The sequence below is a fragment of the Rhodococcus sp. NPDC055112 genome (genome assembly GCF_053607505.1).
In genome coordinates, this window is record NZ_JBSGTR010000003.1 from 104,268 (window position 1) to 124,634 (window position 20,367).

A 20,367-nucleotide genomic window follows, 5' to 3' on the forward strand; every position below is an offset into this window, starting at 1 on the left:
GCTGTTTCCTCTTTCTGCAGCTCAGCGCGGTATCTGGTTTGCGCAGCACCTGCTCGGGGACGTCCCGATCGCGATTGCACAGTACGTGGAGATCGTCGGCGACCTCGATGTCGAGGCCCTCGCGAATGCCGGTGCGACGGCCGCCCGCGAGATGGGCACCGGCATGCTCCGCATCATCGAGGTGGACGCCGAGCCGTTCCAGCAGATCGACCATTCACTCCGTGACCGGATGGCGCATGTCGACTTCCGCGGCTCCGCGGATCCGCACGCCGCGGCCCAGGCCTGGATGCGCGCCGAATACAGCGCGCCGATGGACCTGCTCTCGGACCGGCTGATCGAGTCGGCGACCCTGCGCGTCGGCGACGACCACTATTACTGGTACTCCCGCATCCACCACATCGCGCTCGACGGCTTCGGCGCGATGACCTTCATGGGTCGAACCGCCGAGCGGTACACCGCGGTCGTCGAGGGTCGCGAGCCCGCCGAGCTCAAGGCCAGCGCGTTGCCGGACATCAGTGCCGAGGAGGCGACGTACCGCGCCTCCAGTCGGTTCGAGAAGGACCGCGAGCACTGGGCGGAGCGGGCGCGCGACCTGCCGCCGGCGATCAGCCTCTCCGGCCGCACCGGCCCTGTCGGTTCCTCCTCGCTGGTGGTCAGCGGTCCGCTTCCGGCCGCGGCCGAGGCCGCCGTGGCCCGCGTCGCGGACCGTCAGCTCGGCGCCTCGCTGGCCACGGTCGCCGTCGCCGCCGTCGCCGCCTACCTGTCCCGGCTCACCGGCGAGGACGACATCGCGCTGAGCCTGCCGGTGTCCGCGCGTACCACCGCCAAGCTCCGCCGCTCCGGCGGCATGGTGTCCAACGTCGTGCCGTTGCGGCTGGCGGTGGCCGACGACACCACCTCTGCCGACCTGATCGGTGAGGTCGCGCTCGAGCTGACCGGCGCGCTGCGGCATCAGCGGTACCGGCACGAGGACATCAGGCGTGACGCCGGATCGGGCGGGGCCAGGCGCGGCTTCTTCGGTCCCGCGATCAACATCATGATGTTCCACAGCGAGATCCGGCTCGGCGGGCTGATCGGCCGCCTCAACGTGCTCACCACAGGGCCGGTCGAGGACATCTCGGTGAACATCTACCCGAGCGTCGCAGGCAGCCGCGCGCACATCGACTTCGAGGCCAATCCCAACCTGTACACGGAGGCGGAACTGCGTGGGCACCACGCGCGCTTCCTCGAGTTCCTCGCCGCCTTCGCCGCGGCCGAGCCCGACGCCGCCGTCACGGCCCTCGAGGTGCTGCACCCGGACGAGTACGCCGAGCTGGTGCCGTTCCGCGGCCCGGCGGCGCTGCCGGCCCGCACGCTGCCGGACCTGCTGACCGCGGGCGTGGCCGCCAACCCGGACGGCGTCGCGATCTGGACATCGGAGACCGAGGTCAGCTACCGGGAGCTCGAGGCCAAGTCGAACCAGTTGGCGCGGTTGCTGATCGACGCCGGCGCCGGGCCCGAGACCTTCGTCGCGCTGGCGTTCTCGCGCTCGGCCGACGCGCTGGTCGCGTGCTGGGCGGTCGCGAAGACCGGGGCGGCCTTCGTCCCGATCGATCCGAAGCTGCCCGCCGACCGGATCCGCCACATGCTCGACGACTCGGGCGTGCTGCTCGGACTCACCGGCGCCGACCAGGTGTCGCTGCTGCCGGATTTCGTCGACTGGATCGTTCTCGACGACAGCGCCGTCCGGCGCCGGTGCGAGTCGCGTTCGGCGGCACGGATCTCCGACGCCGAACGAGTGTCGCCGCTCGTGGTGGAGAACACCGCGTACATGATCTACACCTCCGGCTCCACCGGTGTGCCGAAGGGCGTGCTCGTCACCCACGCCGCGCTCGTCGACTTCGCCGCCGGCTCCCGCGACGAGCTGCGGGTCTCCGCCGCCTCGCGGGTGCTGCGGTTCTCCTCCGCCAGCTTCGACGCCTCCGTCTTCGAGATGATCCAGGCGTTCAGCGCGGGCGCGACCATGGTCGTCGCGCCCGAGCAGATGTTCGGTGGCGACGAACTCGCCGAACTGTTGCGGGAGCAGCGGGTCACCCACATCTTGTCGGCGCCGACCCTGCTCAGCACCGTCGAGACGAAGGGCCTCGAACACCTCGAGGCGGTGGTGGTGGGCGGCGACATCTGCACCCCCGACCTGGTCGCCCGGTTCGCGGACGTCTGCCGTTTCACCAACAGCTACGGTCCGACGGAGACCACCATCGTCATCACCACCGGCGATCCGCTGGACGGCAGCACACCGATCACGATCGGCCGCCCGATCCAGGGCGCCGAGGTGATGGTGCTGGACCGCAAGCTGCGGCCGGTTCCGGTCGGCGTCGTGGGTGAGCTGTATCTGGCGGGCGCCGGGCTGGCCCGCGGCTACCATCGACGCCCCGAGTTGACCGCGGATCGGTTCGTGGCCAACCCCTTCGGTGCGCCCGGATCCCGGATGTACCGCAGCGGCGACGAGGTCCGCTGGACCGCCGATCGCCAACTCGACTTCGTCGGCAGATCCGATTTCCAGGTCAAGATCCGCGGCTTCCGCATCGAACTCGGCGAGATCGACGCGGCCCTGCTCGCCCAGGACGGCATCGACTTCGCCGTGACCATCGCCTACGAGACCGCCAGCGGCAGTACGGCCCTGGTGTCGTATGTGCGGCCGGAACCGGGCGTCGACATCGACCCGGCCGCCGCCACCGCGCGACTGGCGGAGTTCCTGCCCGCGCACATGGTGCCGGCCGCGGTGATGCCGCTCGAGCAGGTGCCGCTCACCTCGGCGGGCAAGCTGGACCGGCGGGCGCTGCCGGAGCCGGTCTTCGGCTCGCGCGACCAGCAGTACCGGGCGCCGAGCACCGACGCGGAGCGGCTGATCGTGGGCGTCGTGGAGGAGGCACTCGGTCTGGACCGGCTGAGCGTGGACGAGTCGCTGTTCGCGGTCGGTGCGGACAGCATCATCGCGATGCAGATCGTGGCCCGCACTCGCGCGCTGGGACTGAGCTTCACCGCGCGGGAAGTGTTCGAACGCAAGACCGTTGCCGAGATCGCCAAGATCGCGGTGCCGGTGACCGTGGCGTCCGCGCCTGCGCTCACCGAGCTCGAGGGCGGGGGAGTCGGGCCCGTCGCGCTGACCCCGATCGTGGCTTCGATCCTCGACCGCGGCGACTTCGACGCCTTCTACCAGTCGGTCCTGCTGACCCTGCCCGAGCAGGTCGACGGCGACCGGCTGGGACGGGCGATGCAGGCCGTCCTGGACAGGCACGATGCGCTCCGCTCGCGCCTGCGGCGCGATGCCGACGGAGAGTGGCTCTTCGAGACCGGCGCGCCGGGAACGGTCGCCGCCGACGCGGTGATCACCCGGGTGGCGGCGCCGAACGCGCCCGGCAGTGCGGAGTTCGACGAGCTGGTTCTCGCCGAATGCGCCTCGGCCGCCGCGCGTTTGGATCCCGCCGCCGGGGTCATGGTCCAGCTCGTGTGGCTCGACCCGCAGGAGACCGCAGGCCGACTGCTCGTGGTGATCCACCACCTCGCCGTCGACGGGGTGTCCTGGCGGATCCTGCTTCCGGACCTCGCGACCGCCTGGACCCAGCTCGGGGCGGGACTCGAACCGGAGCTGGCGCCGGTGGCCACCACGCTGCGGCGGTGGGCGCAGGGCGTGCTGGACTCGGCACGCGCTGGGGCGCACGCCGGGGAGCTGCCGCGCTGGCGCGAGATCCTCGAGGGCCCGGACCCGCTGCTCGGCCGCCGCGCCCTTGACCCGGCCCGTGATCGCGTCGGGGACGCGGAGCGGGTGCACGTCGAGCTCGGTGCCGCGGCCACGCAGAGCCTGCTCACCACACTGCCCGCCGCCTTTGGCTGCGGCGTCAACGACGGACTGCTGTCCGCGCTCGGCGTCGCGCTGACGGCGTGGCGCCGTGACCGCGGGATCGCCGAGTCGTCGGTGCTGCTCACCCTGGAGGGTCACGGCCGCGAGGAGGAGGCCGTCGCGGGGGCGGACCTGTCCCGCACGGTCGGCTGGTTCACCAGTGCCTTCCCCGTGCGGCTCGAGGTGCCGGACGCGGACCTGGACGACGTGCTGGCGGGCGGCCAGGCCGCGGGCACCGTGATCAAGGCGGTCAAGGAGCAACTGCTCGACGTGCCTTCGCGCGGTGTCGGTTTCGGCGTGCTGCGTCACCTCGACGCGGAGGCGGGGGCCGTACTGGCGCCGCTGCCCGCGCCGCAGATCAGCTTCAACTACCTCGGCAGGCTCGGCACCGGCCACCTGGGCGAGGCGCTGCGGCACCTCGGCTTCACCCCCGACCCCGAGGCTCCGGACCTGAACGCGGGCAGCGGACTCGCGATGACCGCTGCCGTCGCCGTGGACATCAACGCGATGGTCGTGGACGGCGCCGACGGCCCGATCCTGCAGGCGTCGTTCGCCTTCGCGCCCGGCCTGCTGACCGCCGAGGAGGTCGATGCGTTCGCGGCGCTGTGGCGCCGCGCGCTCGAGGGCCTGGCGGGGCACGCCGAGCAGCCCGACGCGGGCGGACTGACCCCGTCGGACCTCCCGTTGGTGACCGTCAGCCAGCACGAGATCGACCGCTGGCACCACCGGTACCCCTCGCTGACCGACGTGTGGTCGCTGTCCCCGCTGCAGTCCGGCCTGCTGTTCCACGCCACCCTGGCCGCGGAGACGATCGACGTCTACACCGCGCAGCTCGTGATGGACCTGGCAGGCACCGTCGACCCCGCCCGCCTCCGCGGCGCGGTGAACGCGCTGGTGGCCCATCACCCGAACCTGCGCACCGCATTCGTCTACGACGACAACGGAATCGCCGCCCAGCTCGTGCTCGATCAGGTCGAGGTGCCGTTCCGGGAGGTCGACCTCACCGAGGTCGCGGCGGACGACCGCGAGGCCGAACTCCAGCGCCTGCTGGACGAGGAGCGGCTCACCCGGTTCGCGATGGACAGGCCGCCGCTGCTCCGGATGCTGCTGATCCGCACGTCCGCCGATCGGTGCGTGCTCGCGCTGACCAACCACCACATCGTCCTCGACGGCTGGTCGATGCCGCTGCTGGTGCGCGAGTTGCTGGTCCGCTACGCCGCGGGCGGCACGGGCCCCGCCCTGCCCGACGCCCGCCGCTACCGGGACTACCTGGAGTGGCGCGCGCACTGGGACTCCGAGGAGTCCGCGCGCGCCTGGGCGGACGTCCTCGAGGGGGTCACCGAGCCGACGCTGATCGCGTCGGCGCAGGCCCCCGCCGCCGGGCTCGGTCTGCCCGGCGAGGTGGACGTCGCGCTGCCCGCAGGCCTGGTCGATGCGCTCGGCGAGCTCGCCCGCGCTCACGGCGTCACCCTCAACACCGTCATCCAGACGGCGTGGGGACTGCTGTTGTCCCGCTTGCTCTCCCGCGACGACATCCTGTTCGGCGCGACGGTGTCCGGTCGGCCCGCTCAGCTGCCCGGCGTCGAGGAGATCCTCGGCCTGTTCATCAACACCGTGCCGGTGCGGGTCCGGGTAGATCCGCACGCGAGCGTCTCGGACCTGCTGCGCCGGGTGCAGGACGAGCAGACCGCGCTGCTCGAGCACCATCAGCTGGGGCTCGCCGACATCCAGGCCCGGACCGGTCTGGGAGCGCTGTTCGACACCCTGACCGTCTTCGAGTCCTACCCGGTGGACCGCGCCGGGTTCGACGAGAACACCGACATCGCCGGCATGCGTGTCACCGAGCTGCAGGGCCGCGACGCGACGCACTACCCGCTGACGTTGATGTCGATCCTCGACCCGCAGCTGCACCTGCACCTGCGCTACCGCACCGATCTCTTCGACCTCGTGGCGGCCACCACGCTCGCGGACCGGCTGGCGCTGGTCCTCGGCGCGATGGCCGAGAACCCGGAGGCCACCGCGGCCGGTGTCGACGTGCTCGGCCCCGCTGAGCGCGACCTCGTGCTGCGGGCATGGAACGAGACCGACCACGAACTCGAGCCCGCGACCCTGGTCGACCTGTTCGAGGCGCAGGTGGCCTGCACCCCCGACGCGAACGCCGTCGTGTTCGGCACCGATGCACTGTCCTACGCGGAGTTCGACGGCAGGGCGAACCGGTTGGCGCGTCACCTGATCGCCGCGGGCGTCGGGCCGGAGTCGCTGGTCGGGATCGCCATGCGCCGGTCGGCGGAGATGGTGGTCGCGATCTACGCGGTGCTCAAGGCGGGCGGCGCGTACCTGCCGATCGATCCCGAGCAGCCGGACGAGCGGATCGAGTACGTCGCGGGGCTGTCCGCCCCGGTACTGGTGCTCAGCACCGTCGCCGACCGCGAGTCGATGCCCGCGTCCGTCGCGACGGTCGCGGTCGACGAGCTGGACCTCGCCGATCTGTCTCCATCGGCGGTGCGCGACGTCGACCGGTCGGCGCCGCTGCGACCGCAGGGCACCGCGTACGTGATCTTCACGTCCGGGTCGACCGGCAGGCCCAAGGGCGTCGCGGTGCCGCACCGGGGCATCGTCAACCGGCTGAGATGGATGCAGGAGGCCTACCCGCTCGGTGGGGACGACGCGGTCCTGCTCAAGACGCCGGCGACGTTCGACGTCTCGGTGTGGGAACTGTTCTGGCCGTTGCAGACCGGTGCCCGGATGGTGATCGCGGAGCCGGATGGTCACCGCGATCCCGTCTACCTCGAGACGGCGATCCGGGAGTACGGCATCACCACCATGCATTTCGTGCCGTCGATGCTCGAGGTGTTCCTGATGGGCGCCGACATCGCCCGATGCGGCTCGCTGCGCCGGATCTTCACCAGCGGCGAGGCGCTCGCGCCCGGCACCGTCGCGGCGCTGCACGCACGCACCGATGCCGAGCTGCACAACCTGTACGGGCCAACCGAGGCCTCCGTCGACGTCACCTACCACCGGACCGTGGCGGGCGAGACGGTCGTCCCGATCGGTGCGCCGGTGTGGAACACCCAGACCTACGTGCTCGACGCCGGGCTGCGACCCGCGCCGGTCGGTGTCGCGGGAGAGCTCTATCTCGCGGGTGCCCAGCTCGCCCGCGGATACGTCGCGCGGCCGGACCTGACCGCGGACCGGTTCGTGGCGAACCCGTTCGGTGAGGCCGGCTCGCGGATGTACCGGACCGGTGACCTGGTGCGCTGGAACGCAACCGGGGAACTGGAGTACATCGGCAGGACCGACTTCCAGGTCAAGCTGCGCGGCCAGCGCATCGAGCTCGGCGAGATCGAGGCCGCGCTGCTGCGCGACGACCGCGTGGCCCAGGCCGTCGTGGTGGTCCGCGACGACGGACCGGCGGGGGACTACCTGGCGGCATACGCGGTGCCCGCCGGCGATCAGGCCCTGGACACCGGCGCTGTGCTGGACGCCGTCGCCGGGGTGCTGCCGCGCTACATGGTGCCGTCCGTGCTGACTGTCCTCGACGCGCTGCCGCTGAACCCGAGCGGCAAGCTGGACCGCAAGGCGCTGCCCGCCCCCGAGTTCGCGGGCACCGCCGAGTTCGTGGCCGCAGGCAATCCCACCGAGCTGGCCCTGGCCGAGATCTTCGGCGGCGTACTCGAATCCGCGCACCCGGTCGGCGCGACGGACAGCTTCTTCGACCTCGGCGGCAACTCCCTGGCCGCGACGCGGCTGCTGGCCAGGGTGAACGCCGAGTTCGGCACCCGGGTGAGCGTGCGCGAGCTGTTCGAGGCGCCGACGGTCGCCGGGCTGGCCGCCGTCGTCGACGATGTGCTCACCGGTCACGTGCACCGCCCGGACCTGCTCGCGGGCCCGCGCCCCGACCCGATCCCGTTGTCCCCGGCGCAGTCCCGGATGTGGTTCCTCAACCGGTTCGACCCCGCGTCCGGCGCGTACAACGTCGCCGCCGCACTGCGGATGACCGGCGCGCTCGATGTGTCCGCGCTCGCGGAGGCCGTCGCCGACATCCTCGAGCGGCACGAGTCGCTGCGGACGGTGTACCCGGACTCTCCGACCGGGCCCTATCAGCAGATCCTGCCCACGTCCGAGGCGCTCGACGAGCTCGCCCTCGACGCCCTCCACGACGACGAGCGGCTCGGCGCGGACGAACTGGCCGAGCGGGTCCGGACGGCGGTGGCCTCCGGCTTCGACGTCACCGCGGAGATCCCGCTCGACCTCACCCTGCTGGCGGCCGGGCCCGACGACCACGTGCTGGTGGTCGTGGTGCACCACATCAGCATCGACGGATGGTCGATCCAGGCGCTGGCCCGGGACCTGGTGCAGGCCTACTCCGCCCGCACGGGCGGGCAGGCGCCGTCGTGGACGCCGCTGCCGGTGCAGTACGCGGACTACGCGGTGTGGAAGCGCGCGGTGCTCGGGTCGGAAGACGATCCGGACTCGACCGCCGCCCGCCAGATCGACTACTGGACCGCGGCACTGGCCGGGGTGCCCGAGGTGTTGGCCCTGCCGACCGACCGCAGGCGACCCGCCGTGCCTTCCTACCGGGGCGGCACCGTCGAGTGCGAGCTCGACACCGTCGCCTACGGCGCGGTGAAGGCCCTTGCCCGGTCGACGAACTCGACGCCGTTCATGGTCCTGCACGCCGTACTCGCGGTGCTGCTCGCACGGATGAGCGGCACCGGCGACATCGCGGTCGGCACGCCGGTGGCCGGCCGAGGTGAGCAGGCGCTCGACGATGTCGTCGGCATGTTCGTCAACACCCTGGTGCTGCGCACCGAGGTGGATCCGGCCCGGTCGTTCGGCGCGTTGCTGGAGCGGGTCCGGGCCACCGACCTGGCCGCGTACGGCAACGCCGACGTGCCGTTCGAGCGCCTGGTCGAGGTGATCAGCCCGGCCCGCTCGACCGCCCACCACCCGCTGTTCCAGGTGGTGCTCGCGCTCGAAGACGCCCGCGAGCACGCCGTCGCCCTGCCCGGACTGCAGATCGCCTCGGAGCCGATCGATTTCGGGATCGCCAAGTTCGACCTGCAGCTGACCGTGACCGAGCACTTCGACAGCAGCGGCGACCCGGCCGGTGCGGTCGCCGCGTTCACCTACGCGCGGGACCTGTTCGACCGCCGCACGATCGAGGGCTTCGCGGCGCGGTTCCTGACCATCCTGCACGACGGCACGGGCGATCCGTCCCGGCCCGTCGGCGACCTCGACCTGCTGAGCGCCGACGAGCGCGCGACGCTGGTGCCGGTCACAGGTCCGGCGCCCGCCGAGACCCGCACCCTGCCCGAGCTGCTCCTCGAATCGATCCGGGACCCGCGCGACATCGCCCTGATCGAGGGCGAGGCCCAGCTCAGCTACGGCGAGCTGGACGAGCGCTCGAACCGGCTGGCCCGGCTGCTGATCTCGCGCGGTGTCGGCCCGGAATCGTATGTCGCGCTCGCGGTCCCGCGCTCGGTCGAGTCGGTGCTGGCGCTGTGGGCGGTGGCCAAGACGGGCGCGGCGTTCCTGCCGATCGACCCGACCTACCCGGCCGAGCGGATCGCGCACATGGTGGCCGATTCGGCGGTGGCCATCGGGGTCACCCTGACCGCGCACCGTGGCGAGCTCCCGGACGCGGTGTCCTGGCTCTCGCTCGACGACGAGGCCACGGTGGCGGAGCTGTCCCTCGCGCTCGCCGGTCCCATCGCCGACGCAGACCGACGCGCGCCGCTGCGGCCGGGGCACCCGGCGTACATGATCTACACCTCCGGCTCCACGGGCACGCCCAAGGGCGTGGTCGTGACCCACCTCGGGCTCGCCTCCTTCGTGGCGGAGCAACGCGGCAACTACGCCGTCGGACCGGATTCGCGCACATTGCATTTCGCGTCGCCCAGCTTCGACGCATCGATCCTCGAACTGCTGATGGCGGTCGGCGGCGGCGCGGCGATGGTCGTGGTGCCGGTCGGCGTCTACGGCGGCGAGGAGCTCGCCGAGGTGCTCCGGGCAGGCGGTGTTACGCACGCCTTCGTCACCCCCGGCGCGCTCGCCACCCTTGACCCGGACGGGCTGGACGCGATCGGCGTGGTCGTCGTCGGCGGCGACGCCTGCGAACAGGCTCTGGTCCGCCGGTGGGCGCCGGGACGCCGGATGTTCAACGCGTACGGTCCGACCGAGTCGACCATCATGGCCACGCACCAGGGGCCGCTGGAGCCGGGCGAGCCGGTGTTGATCGGCGCACCGGTGGTCGGAACGGACGCGGTGGTGCTCGACGAGCGGCTGCACCCGGTGCCCGCGGGGGTCGCTGGTGAGCTGTACGTGGCGGGCGGCAGTCTGGCGCGCGGCTATCACGGCCGTTCCGGGCTGACCGCGGACCGGTTCGTCGCGAACCCGTTCGGTGAGCCGAGCTCGCGGCTGTACCGCACCGGTGACCTGGTCCGCGCCAACGCGGCAGGCGAGCTGGAGTACCTGGGCCGCACCGACTTCCAGGTGAAGGTTCGTGGACACCGGGTCGAGCTCGGCGAGATCGACGCCGTGCTGGCCGGCCATGCGAGCGTGCAGGCGGCGATCACCGTCGGCCACACCGGTCCCGACGGTGTGGTGTCCGTGGTGTCCTACGTGCTCGCGGTGCCGGGCCGGACCACCGACGCGGACACGCTCACCGCGCACGCGCGGGAGTTGCTGCCGGTGTACATGGTGCCGTCGGCGATCACCGTGCTGGACGAACTGCCGCTGACGCCCGCGGGCAAGGTAGACACCAGGGCGCTGCCGGAGCCCGTGTTCACGGTCCGCGAGTTCGTCGCGCCCCGCACCCGCACCGAGACGTCGGTGGCCGACGTGTTCGCCGAGGTGCTCGGCGTCGAACGCGTCGGTGCGGAGGACGACTTCTTCGCGGTCGGCGGCAACTCGCTGAGCGCGACCAGGGCGATGGCCCGCATCAACGCGATCGCAGGCACCGGGCTGGGCGTGCGTGAGCTGTTCGAGGCGACCACGGTCGCCGCGCTGGCCGCCCGCGTCGACGGCGCGCAGCGCGAGATCGTCCGCCCCGACCTGGTGGCCGAGGCGCGCCCCGCGTGGGTGCCGCTCTCCGCCGCGCAGCAGCGGATGTGGTTCCTCAACCAGTTCGACCCGGAGTCTCCGGCGTACAACATCCCGCTGGCAGTCAGCCTGACCGGTGCCCTGGATGTGCCCGGGCTGGCGGCGGCGGTGCGCGACGTGATCGAGCGGCACGAGTCGCTGCGCACGGTCTTCCCCGCCTCGGAGCAGGGCCCGCACCAGATGATCGTGCCCGCGGCTCGGGTGGACCTGGACCTGACCCCTGTCCCGGTGTCGGACAGGGACGAGCTGCGCACCGCCATGGTGACGCTGCTGTCACAGGGCTTCGACGTCACCGCGGCGGTTCCGGTGCGAGGCAGTCTGTTCCGGCTGGCAGACACCGAGCACGTGCTGGTGCTGGTGGTGCACCACATCAGCGGCGACGGCGCGTCGACCATGCCTCTGGCGCGCGACCTGATGGTCGCGTACTCCGCGCGGACCATCGGTGAGGAGCCGTCCTGGCGGCCGCTGCCCGTGCAGTACGCCGACTTCGCGCTCTGGCAGCGACGGGTCCTCGGCGATGTGGACGACCCGCTGTCCGTTGCCGCCCGGCAGCTCACGTACTGGCGGGGCCAGCTCGCCGGCACCCCTGGCGTGCTGGAACTGCCGACCGATCGGCCCCGGCCCGCTGTCGCCTCCTACCGCGGCGCCCGCGCCGACCTGGAGATCGGCGCCGAGCTGGCCGCGGCCCTGAATGCACTGGCACGCGAACACAACGCGACCCTCTTCATGGTGTTGCACGCTGCGCTGTCGGTGCTGCTGGCCCGGCTCAGTGGGAGCTCCGACATCTCGGTTGGCACCCCCATCGCCGGCCGCGGCGAGCAGGCGCTCGACGACGTCGTCGGCATGTTCGTCAACACCCTGGTGCTGCGCACCCAGGTCGAGCCGGGGACGTCCTTCGCCGACCTGCTGACGGCAACCAGGAGCACTGATCTGGCCGCGTACGGCCACGCCGACGTGCCATTCGAACAGGTCGTCGACGCGGCGAATCCGCCTCGTTCGCAGGCACACTCGCCGCTGTTCCAGGTGGGGCTGTCCCTGCAGAACCAGGGCGTGGGTTCGCTCGAGCTACCGGGCCTGAAGGTGGCCGCGCTCGACCCTGGCGTCGACGTCGCGAAGTTCGACCTGGAGCTCACCTTCCGCGAGCTCGGCGCAGGCGGCGGCATGGCCGCCTCGGTGACCTACGCGGCCGACCTGTTCGACCGGGACACGATCGACGCGTTCGCGCGGCGCCTGGTGCGGGTGTTCGAGTCCGTCGCGGCGGACCCGGCGACCCCGGTCGGCGAGGTCGAGGTGCTCGACGAGGCCGAACGACTCGCTGCCCAGGCGGGCCCGGCGCTGCCGGCGCCGCCGGTGCGCACGCTGCCGCAGATCCTCGCGGCCGGTGCGAGCATCGACCCCGACGCGGCGGCGCTGCGCTGCGCAGGCGACGTCGAGGTGTCCTATGCGGAGCTGGACGCCGAGTCGAACCGCCTGGCCCGGGTGCTGCTCGGTCGGGGCATCGGCCCGGAGTCGTTCGTGGCCACCGCCTTTGCCCGGTCTGCCGAATCCGTGGTCGCACTATGGGCGGTCGCGAAGACGGGGGCGGCCTTCGTGCCGATCGATCCGGCGCTGCCCGCCGAGCGCGCGCGGCACATGCTCACCGACTCCGGCGCGGTCCTCGGCCTGACCGTCACCGCCGAACGCGATCGGCTCCCCGGCACGGTCGAGTGGCTGGCCCTCGACGACGCCGAGCTGACCGGCGAGCTGCCCGCGCTGCCCGCGGGCCCGGTGTCGGCCGACGAGCTCGCCGCGCCGATCGACCCGGCGAGCGCCGCGTACATGATCTACACGTCCGGCTCCACCGGCGTCCCGAAGGGCGTGGTGGTCACCCACACCGGCCTGTCCACTTTCTGTGCGGACGTGCGCACGGAGCTGGCCGTGACGAGTTCGTCTCGGGTGCTGCGGTTCTCGTCGTCGAGTTTCGACGCGTCGGTGTTCGAGATGCTCGTCGGCTTCAGCGCGGGCGCCACCATGGTCATCGCGGCGCCGGGGATCATCGGCGGCGGCGAGCTGGCCGCGCTGCTGCGCTCCGAGCGGGTCAGCCACATCCTCACCGCCCCGGCCGCGCTCGGCACGGTCGACGCGGAGGGGCTCGAGGATCTGCGCTCGGTGATTGTCGGCGGCGACGTCTGCCCGCCCGAGCTGGTGGCCCGGTTCGCACCAGGCCGCAACTTCTTCAACAGCTACGGCCCCACCGAGAGCACCATCGTCATCACCGTGACGGAGCCGCTGCACGAGGGTGGACAGATCACCATCGGGACACCGCTCGAGGGTGCCGGGGCCGTCGTGCTCGACCGCCGCCTGCGCCCCGTCCCGGTCGGCGTGGTCGGCGAGTTGTACCTGTCCGGTCCCGGTCTCGCCCGCGGCTACCATCGCCGCGGCGCGCTGACGGCGGCGAGTTTCGTGGCGAATCCGTACGGCGATGGCGAGCGGATGTACCGCACCGGCGACCTGGTGCGCCGGACCCGCGACGGGGCATTGGATTTCATCGGCCGCGCCGACACCCAGGTCCAGCTGCGCGGCCTGCGCATCGAGCTCGGCGAGATCGAGGCGGCGCTCGTCGGCCGTCCTGGCGTCGCCCAGTCGGTGGTCGCGCTGCACCGCGACCCGCACACAGGGGAGAACCTGGTCGGGTACGTGGTCGCCGAGGTGGGTACCGAGCTGGACCCGCAGGAGCTGCGCGCCGCGATCGGCGACGCGTTGCCCGCCTACATGGTGCCGTCGGCCGTGATGGTGCTGGACGCGCTGCCGATCAACGCGACCGGCAAGCTGGACCGGCGCGCGCTGCCGGTGCCGGAGTTCGTGACCGACCGCGAGTTCCGCGGCCCCACGAACCCGGTCGAGGAGGCCATCGCCGGGATCTACGCCGAGCTGCTCGGCGCGGAGCGGGTGTCGGTGGACGACAGCTTCTTCGAGCTCGGCGGGAACTCGCTGCTGGCGACCAGGCTGGTGGCCCGGGTGAACTCCGCACTGGGCACCTCGCTGGCGATCCGTGCGGTGTTCGAGCACCCGACGGTGGCGGAGCTTGCCGTGCACGCCGAGTCCGCATCCCGGGAGGTCGGTCGCATCCCGCTGACGAAGATGGCACGGCCGGCCCGCATTCCGCTGTCGCTGGCGCAGCAGCGGATGTGGTTCCTCAACCGCTTCGACACCGCCTCCGCCGTGAACAACATCCCGCTCGCCCTGCGGTTGTCCGGCCGGCTCGACACGTCGGCGCTGCGCGCCGCGGTGGCCGCCGCGGTCGAGCGGCACGAGTCGCTGCGCACCGTCTACCCGGATTCCGACGCCGGGCCGTGCCAGGTGATCCTGCCCGCGGACCAGGCGGTCCAGGAGCTGGTGCCGGTCCCGGTCGGCGAGGACGAGGTGCTCGCGCGGGTGATCGAGCTGGCCTCAACCGGCTTCGATGTCACGACCGAGATCCCGTTGCACGTGCGGCTGCTGCGGGTCAGCGAGACCGAACACGTGCTCGCGCTTGTGGTGCACCACATCTCGGCGGATGGCTTCTCGATGGGACCGCTGGCGCGGGACGTGATGGTCGCCTACTCGGCGCACCTGCACGGCGCGCAGCCGACGTGGGCGCCGCTCGAGGTGCAGTACGCGGACTACAGCCTCTGGCAGCGGGCGGTGCTCGGCGACGAGCAGGACCCGGACTCGGTGGCCGCGCGGCAGGTCGCGTACTGGACCGCCGAGTTGGCGGGCCTGCCCGAGCAGCTCGACCTGCCGGCCGACCGGCCGAGGCCCGCCGAGCAGTCCTACCGCGGCGACACCTACGCGTTCACCCTGGACGCCCGCACGCACCGGGCACTCGTGGATCTCGCCCGAAGTCAGGACGCCACGCTGTTCATGGTCATGCACGCCGCGCTGGCGGTGCTGCTGAGCAGGCTGAGCAACGAGTCCGACATCGCGATCGGCTCGCCCATCGCCGGGCGCGGCGAGGAGGCGCTCGACGATCTGGTCGGCATGTTCGTCAACACCCTGGTGCTGCGCACCCGGGTCAGCCCGGAGCAGCGGTTCAGCGAGGTGCTCGACCTCGCGCGCGCGAACGACCTGGCCGCCTTCGGCCACGCGGACGTGCCGTTCGAGCGGCTCGTCGAGGTGCTCAACCCGACCCGTTCGACCGCCAGGCACCCGCTGTTCCAGGTGGCGCTGTCCTTCCACAACCTCGAGCGCAACCGGTTCGCGCTGCCGGACCTCGAGATCGAGGCGCTCGACGCCGGGTTCGAGCCTGCGAAGTTCGACCTGCACCTGACGCTGGTGGACCGCCACGACGAGACGGGGGATCCGGCCGAGATCGCCGCATCGTTCACCTACGCGACCGACCTGTTCGACAGGGACACCGTCGGGCAGTTCGCGGCCCGGTTCGAACGGATCCTGCGGACGGTGGTCGCCGACCGGGACACCGTCGTCGGTGACATCCCGATCCTCGACGACAGCCGCCGCGAGGAGCTGGTGACGGCGTGGAACCAGACCACCCACCCGGTGCCCGAAACCACGCTCGCCGAGTTGTTCGACGCGCAGGTCGGCCGGACCCCGGCGGCGACCGCGACGGTGTTCGAGGGCGCGGAGCTGACCTACGCGCAGTTCGACGCGCGGGCCAACAGGCTGGCCCGCGAGCTCATCGCCCGCGGGGTCGGCCCGGAAGCCCGCGTGGCGCTGGCGATCCGGCGTTCGGTGGAGCTGCTCGTGGCGATGTACGCGGTGGCCAAGGCGGGCGGCGTGTACGTGCCGATCGACCCAGACCACCCGGCCGAGCGCACCGCCTACGTGCTCGACTCGGCGCAGCCGGTGGTGGTGCTGACCACGACCGGCATCGCCGTCACGCCGCCCGAGGGAGTGGAGCTGCTGCTGGTCGATGGCCTCGGCAGTGTCCTCGGCGACCACAGCCCCGCGCCGATCACCGATGCGGACCGGATCGCCCCGCTGCGGCCGGAGAACACCGCCTACGTGATCTACACGTCCGGCTCGACGGGGCGCCCGAAGGGTGTGGCCGTGCCGCACCGGGCGATCGCGAACCAGCTGCTGTGGAAGCAGTCCGAGTACCGGCTGGGCGCCGACGATGCGGTGATGCTGAAGACCGCGGCCACCTTCGACCTGTCGGTGTGGGAGTTCTGGTGGGCGCTGACCGCCGGGGCCCGGTTGGTGATCGCGAAGCCCGGAGGCGAGCAGGACCCGGTGTACCTGGCCCGGTTGATGCGCGAGAGCCGCGTCACCACCATGCATTTCGTGCCGTCGCTGCTGACCGCGTTCCTGGCGTCGGTCGGTTCCGAGCCGATCGAGTCGCTGCGCCGCGTGATCTGCATCGGTGAGGCGCTGCCCGCCGAAACGGTGCGCCGGTTCGCCGAGTTCAGCGACGCCGCGGTGTTCAACCTGTACGGCCCCACCGAGGCGGCGGTGAGCGTCACCCACCACCGCTGCGGGCCCGAGGACGAGCGCACCGTGCCGATCGGTGTGCCCGAGTGGAACACCCAGGTCTACGTGCTCGACGCGCGGCTGCACCCGGTGCCCGTCGGGGTGCCAGGCGAGCTGTACATCGCGGGCGCCCAGCTCGCACAGGGCTACACGGGCCGCGCCGACCTCACCGCCGAGCGATTCGTCGCGAATCCGTTCGGCCCGAGCGGGTCCCGGATGTACCGCACCGGCGACGTGGTCCGTTGGCTGGGCCGCGAACACGGCGTGCTCGACTACGTCGGCCGCAGCGACTTCCAGGTCAAGCTGCGCGGATTCCGGATCGAGCTCGGCGAGATCGAGTCGGCGCTGACCGCACACCCGGCGGTCGACGCGTCCGTGGTCCTGGTGCACCGCGGTCCGCACGGTGCCGAGAACCTGGTGGCCTACGCGGTGCCGGTCGAGGGGGAGGGACCGACAGTGGAGACCCTGCTGGCCTTCGTCGGTGAGCGGGTGCCGAGCTACATGGTGCCCTCGGTCGTCGTGTTCCTGAGCGAGCTACCGCTCAACGTGAACGGCAAGCTCGACCGGAAGGCGCTGCCCGAGCCGGAGTTCCTCAGCTCCAGCATGTTCCGCGCACCGGCGACGCCGAGCGAACAGATCATCGCTGGCATCTTCGCGGACCTGCTCGACCGCCCGCGGATCGGCGCCGAGGACAACTTCTTCGACGTCGGCGGCAACTCGCTGCTCGCGACGAGGGTCACCGCGCGGATGGGAGAGGCCTTCGACACCACTGTCAGCGTCCGCGAGTTCTTCGAGGATCCAACGGTCGCCGGGCTGGCCCGCCGGGTGGACGTGCAGGACCCGAACCGGCCCCGGCTCGGGGCCCGGCCGCGGCCCGCACAGATCCCGCTGGCCCCCGCGCAGGAGCGGATCTGGTTCGCGAACCACGAAACCCGCAACGGGGACTGGAACATCCCGGTCGCGTTGCGGATTCGCGGCCCGCTCGACGTGGAGGTCCTCGGCGCCGCCGCGGCCGACGTGGTGACCCGGCACGAGGCCCTGCGCACCGTGTACCCGGACACCCCGGCGGGGCCGGTCCAGGTGCTGGTGCCCGCCGAGGACGCGGTTCCGGAGCTGCGGCGGGTGCAGGTGTCGGCGGCCGAGCTCGACGAGCAGGTGCAGCGCTACCTGTGGGCGGACTACGACGTCACCCGCGAGCTGCCACTGCGGATGCGGTTGTTCGCGCTCGGCGAGGACGATCACGTGCTGGCGATCGTCGTGCACCACATCGCCGCCGACGGGGCCAGCATGGGCGTGCTCACCCGTGACGTGATGATCGCCTACGCCGCGCGCGCGGCAGGTGTCGAACCGCAGTGGCCGGCGCTGGAGGTGCAGTACGGCGACTACACGATGTGGAAGCACGAGGTGCTCGGCGACGCGTCGGACACCGACAGCGAAGCGCACCGGCAGCTGCAGTACTGGCTGGAGGCGCTGGAGGGCAGGTCGCAGCGCCTCGAACTCGCGGGCGCGGGGCGGGCGAAGCGGACGACCGCCGGTGCCACCGCGCCGGTGTCGATCGACGCGACCACCCACGCGGCGCTGCTCGCGCTCGCGCACGAGAGCCGGGCCAGCCTGTTCATGGTGATGCAGGCCGCGTTCGCGGTCCTGGTCAGCGACCTCGCGTCGGTCGCGGACGTCACGCTGGCCACCTCGATCGCGGGTCGCGACGAGGCCGCGCTGGCGGAGGTCGTCGGCAACTTCTCCGACGACGTCCTGATGCCGGTGACGGTCGAGGAGGGCGAGCCGTTCACGGAGCTGGTCGCCCGGGTGCGCGACGTCGCGCTGGGTGCCTTCGCGCACCCGGACGTCTCGAACACCCGCCTGCAGGAGGCACTCGGGACGCGCGAGCGAGTGTTCCAGGTCGAGCTGATCCTGCAGCCCGGCGGCGGCAGCATCGATGTGGACCTCGGCGGGCTCCGGATCGAGGGGCATCCGTTCGTCACCGAGGTGGCCAAGCATGACATCGAGTTCAGTCTCAACGATCACTACGATGACGACGGCGCGCCCGCGGGCATCACCGGTGGCGCGCTGTATTCGACCGATCTGTTCGACACGGCGGCAGGGGAGCTGATCGTGAAGCGCTACACGGAGATTCTGTCGACTGTGAGCAGGGGGAGCGAGTGAGGCAGGAACCGAAGCTGGTGTCGGTCGTCATCCCGGCATACAACGCGCGCGGGGTGATCGACGAGCAACTCGAGGCGCTCGCCGCGCAGGACTATGCAGGCGCGATGGAGGTCGTGGTCGGAGACAACCGTTCCACGGACGGGCTGGGAGATCACTTGGCCGACCATCCCCTACGGGAGCGGCTGAGACTGCGGCACGTGGACGCCACCGATGCGCAGTGCGCGTCGCACGCCCGCAACGCGGGCGTCGCGGCGGCGAACGGCGAGTTCCTGGCCTTCTGCGATGCGGACGATCGCGCGCACCCGGGGTGGCTGTCGGCACTGGTGGTGGCCGCCCGCGAGTTCGACATGGTGAGCGGCGGACTGGAGACCGGTTCGATCAACCCTCCGGAGATCGCGGAGCGCGTCGACATGGCGGCGCCTGAGGACGGCTTCGCGTTCCCGGGGTTTCTCGCTTTCGCCAGCGGCAGCAACTGCGGGGTCTGGCGGGACGTCTTCGATGCCGTCGGGGGATGGGACGAGTCGCTCCTGCGCGCGGGGGAGGACATGGACTTCTCCTGGCGCATCCAGCTGGCCGGATACACGCTCGGCCACGCCGCCGAGGCGATGACCGCGTATCGGCTCCGCACCAGCTATCGGGCGCTGTGGGACCAGAGCGTGTCCTACGGGGAGGTCGATCCGGTGCTGTTCGAGCGGTACCGCGCCGACGGATTCCGGCGGAACCCGCTCGCGCTCCCGGTGGTGGCGGTGCTGCTCGTGATCCGAAACCCGTTGCTGCCCAAGGCTCTCACCCGACTTCCCCGGGGACAGTGGTTGACCTACCTGGCCCGTATGGTCGGCCGGGTCCGCGGCAGCATCAGACACCGCGTCTGGTTCGTCTAGACGAACCAGATCCGGTATTTCACGCTGCCGGAGATCCGGCCTGCCGCGAAGGCGGTGTAGTAGATCCAGTTGCCCGTCGACAGGCGGGAGATGAACCTGGGAACCACCGGATTCCTGACCACCAGGCCCAACGCGAACACGAGCAGGTGCAACGGTTTGGTTGGCCGCAGGCCGTACCACCGGTAGTGCCGGTAGAGCTCGGGACCTGCCTCGCCGTATGCGAACGACTGACGCCACAGGGCGCGGTAGTTGTCGCGGAGCCGGTAGGCCACCATCGCCTTCGGCTCGTGGCCGAGAGTGAAGCCCGCGAGCTGAATTCGCCAGGTGATGTCGACATCCTCGCCGACGTTCAGGGACTCGTCGAACCCGCCGACAGCTTCGAACACGCTGCGCCACAGCCCGAGGTTCCCCGACAGTCCGAAGTTGAGGAAACCCGGTGTCTCCTCGGGCTTGTCCGGCGGCTGCACGGGTCGCCAGGAGGCGACCTTCGGGGTGTTGAGGGTGGTCGTCTCGACGGGCCCACTCACCGAGTCGTACTTCTGCCCGGCCGCGACCAAGGCGCCGAGCCATTCCGGGTGCACCATGTCGTCGGCGTCGCAGAACACCAGGTACTCGCCGCGGGCAGCCGCCGCTCCTGCGTTGCGGGCGTGGGGAGCGCCCTTCGTGGCGGACGAATCTATGTGGCGGATGTCGAGGACCCCCCTGAGCGGGTGGCCGTCGAGGTGCTCGGCGAGGCCATCGGTGGAACCGTTGTCACTGACGATGACCTCGAATGTGCCCTGGTAGTCCTGCTCCGCCAGTGCGGTCAGCTGCACATCGATGACACCCATCGCGTTGTAGGCGGGGATGATCACCGAGACGAGGTCAGGGCTTTGTGCTGGCATGCGTTCC

At 71.6% G+C, this 20,367-nt stretch carries 3 protein-coding genes; 2 read left to right on the plus strand and 1 reads right to left on the minus strand.

Features of this window, described 5'->3' with window-relative positions; all coding sequences use genetic code 11:
* The first annotated feature begins 1 nt into the window (after nucleotide 1).
* Both ACWFRB_RS03095 and ACWFRB_RS03100 read left to right on the plus strand, forming a co-directional pair.
* Nucleotides 2–18,595: a non-ribosomal peptide synthase/polyketide synthase gene (locus ACWFRB_RS03095; RefSeq protein WP_452638830.1), complete on the plus strand. Its 18,594-nt coding sequence runs from the start codon at nucleotides 2–4 to the stop codon at nucleotides 18,593–18,595.
* A complete protein-coding gene (locus ACWFRB_RS03100; protein WP_452638761.1) occupies nucleotides 18,592–19,476 on the plus strand; it encodes a glycosyltransferase in 885 nt (294 codons plus the stop codon). Before ACWFRB_RS03095 ends, ACWFRB_RS03100 begins: the two co-directional genes overlap by 4 nt.
* On the opposite strand, the gene ACWFRB_RS03105 is transcribed toward ACWFRB_RS03100, so the two are convergent.
* Entirely contained in the window at nucleotides 19,473–20,360 is an 888-nt protein-coding gene (locus ACWFRB_RS03105; RefSeq protein ID WP_452638762.1) for a glycosyltransferase, read from the minus strand. The two genes, ACWFRB_RS03100 and ACWFRB_RS03105, sit on opposite strands and share 4 nt — an antisense overlap.
* Nucleotides 20,361–20,367: the final 7 nt, after the last annotated feature.

What these genes read in the sequence shown, in the direction of transcription:
- ACWFRB_RS03105 (WP_452638762.1), bottom strand. Translation starts at nt 20,360, where the DNA reads ATGCCAGCACAAAGCCCTGACCTCGTCTCGGTGATCATCCCCGCCTAC.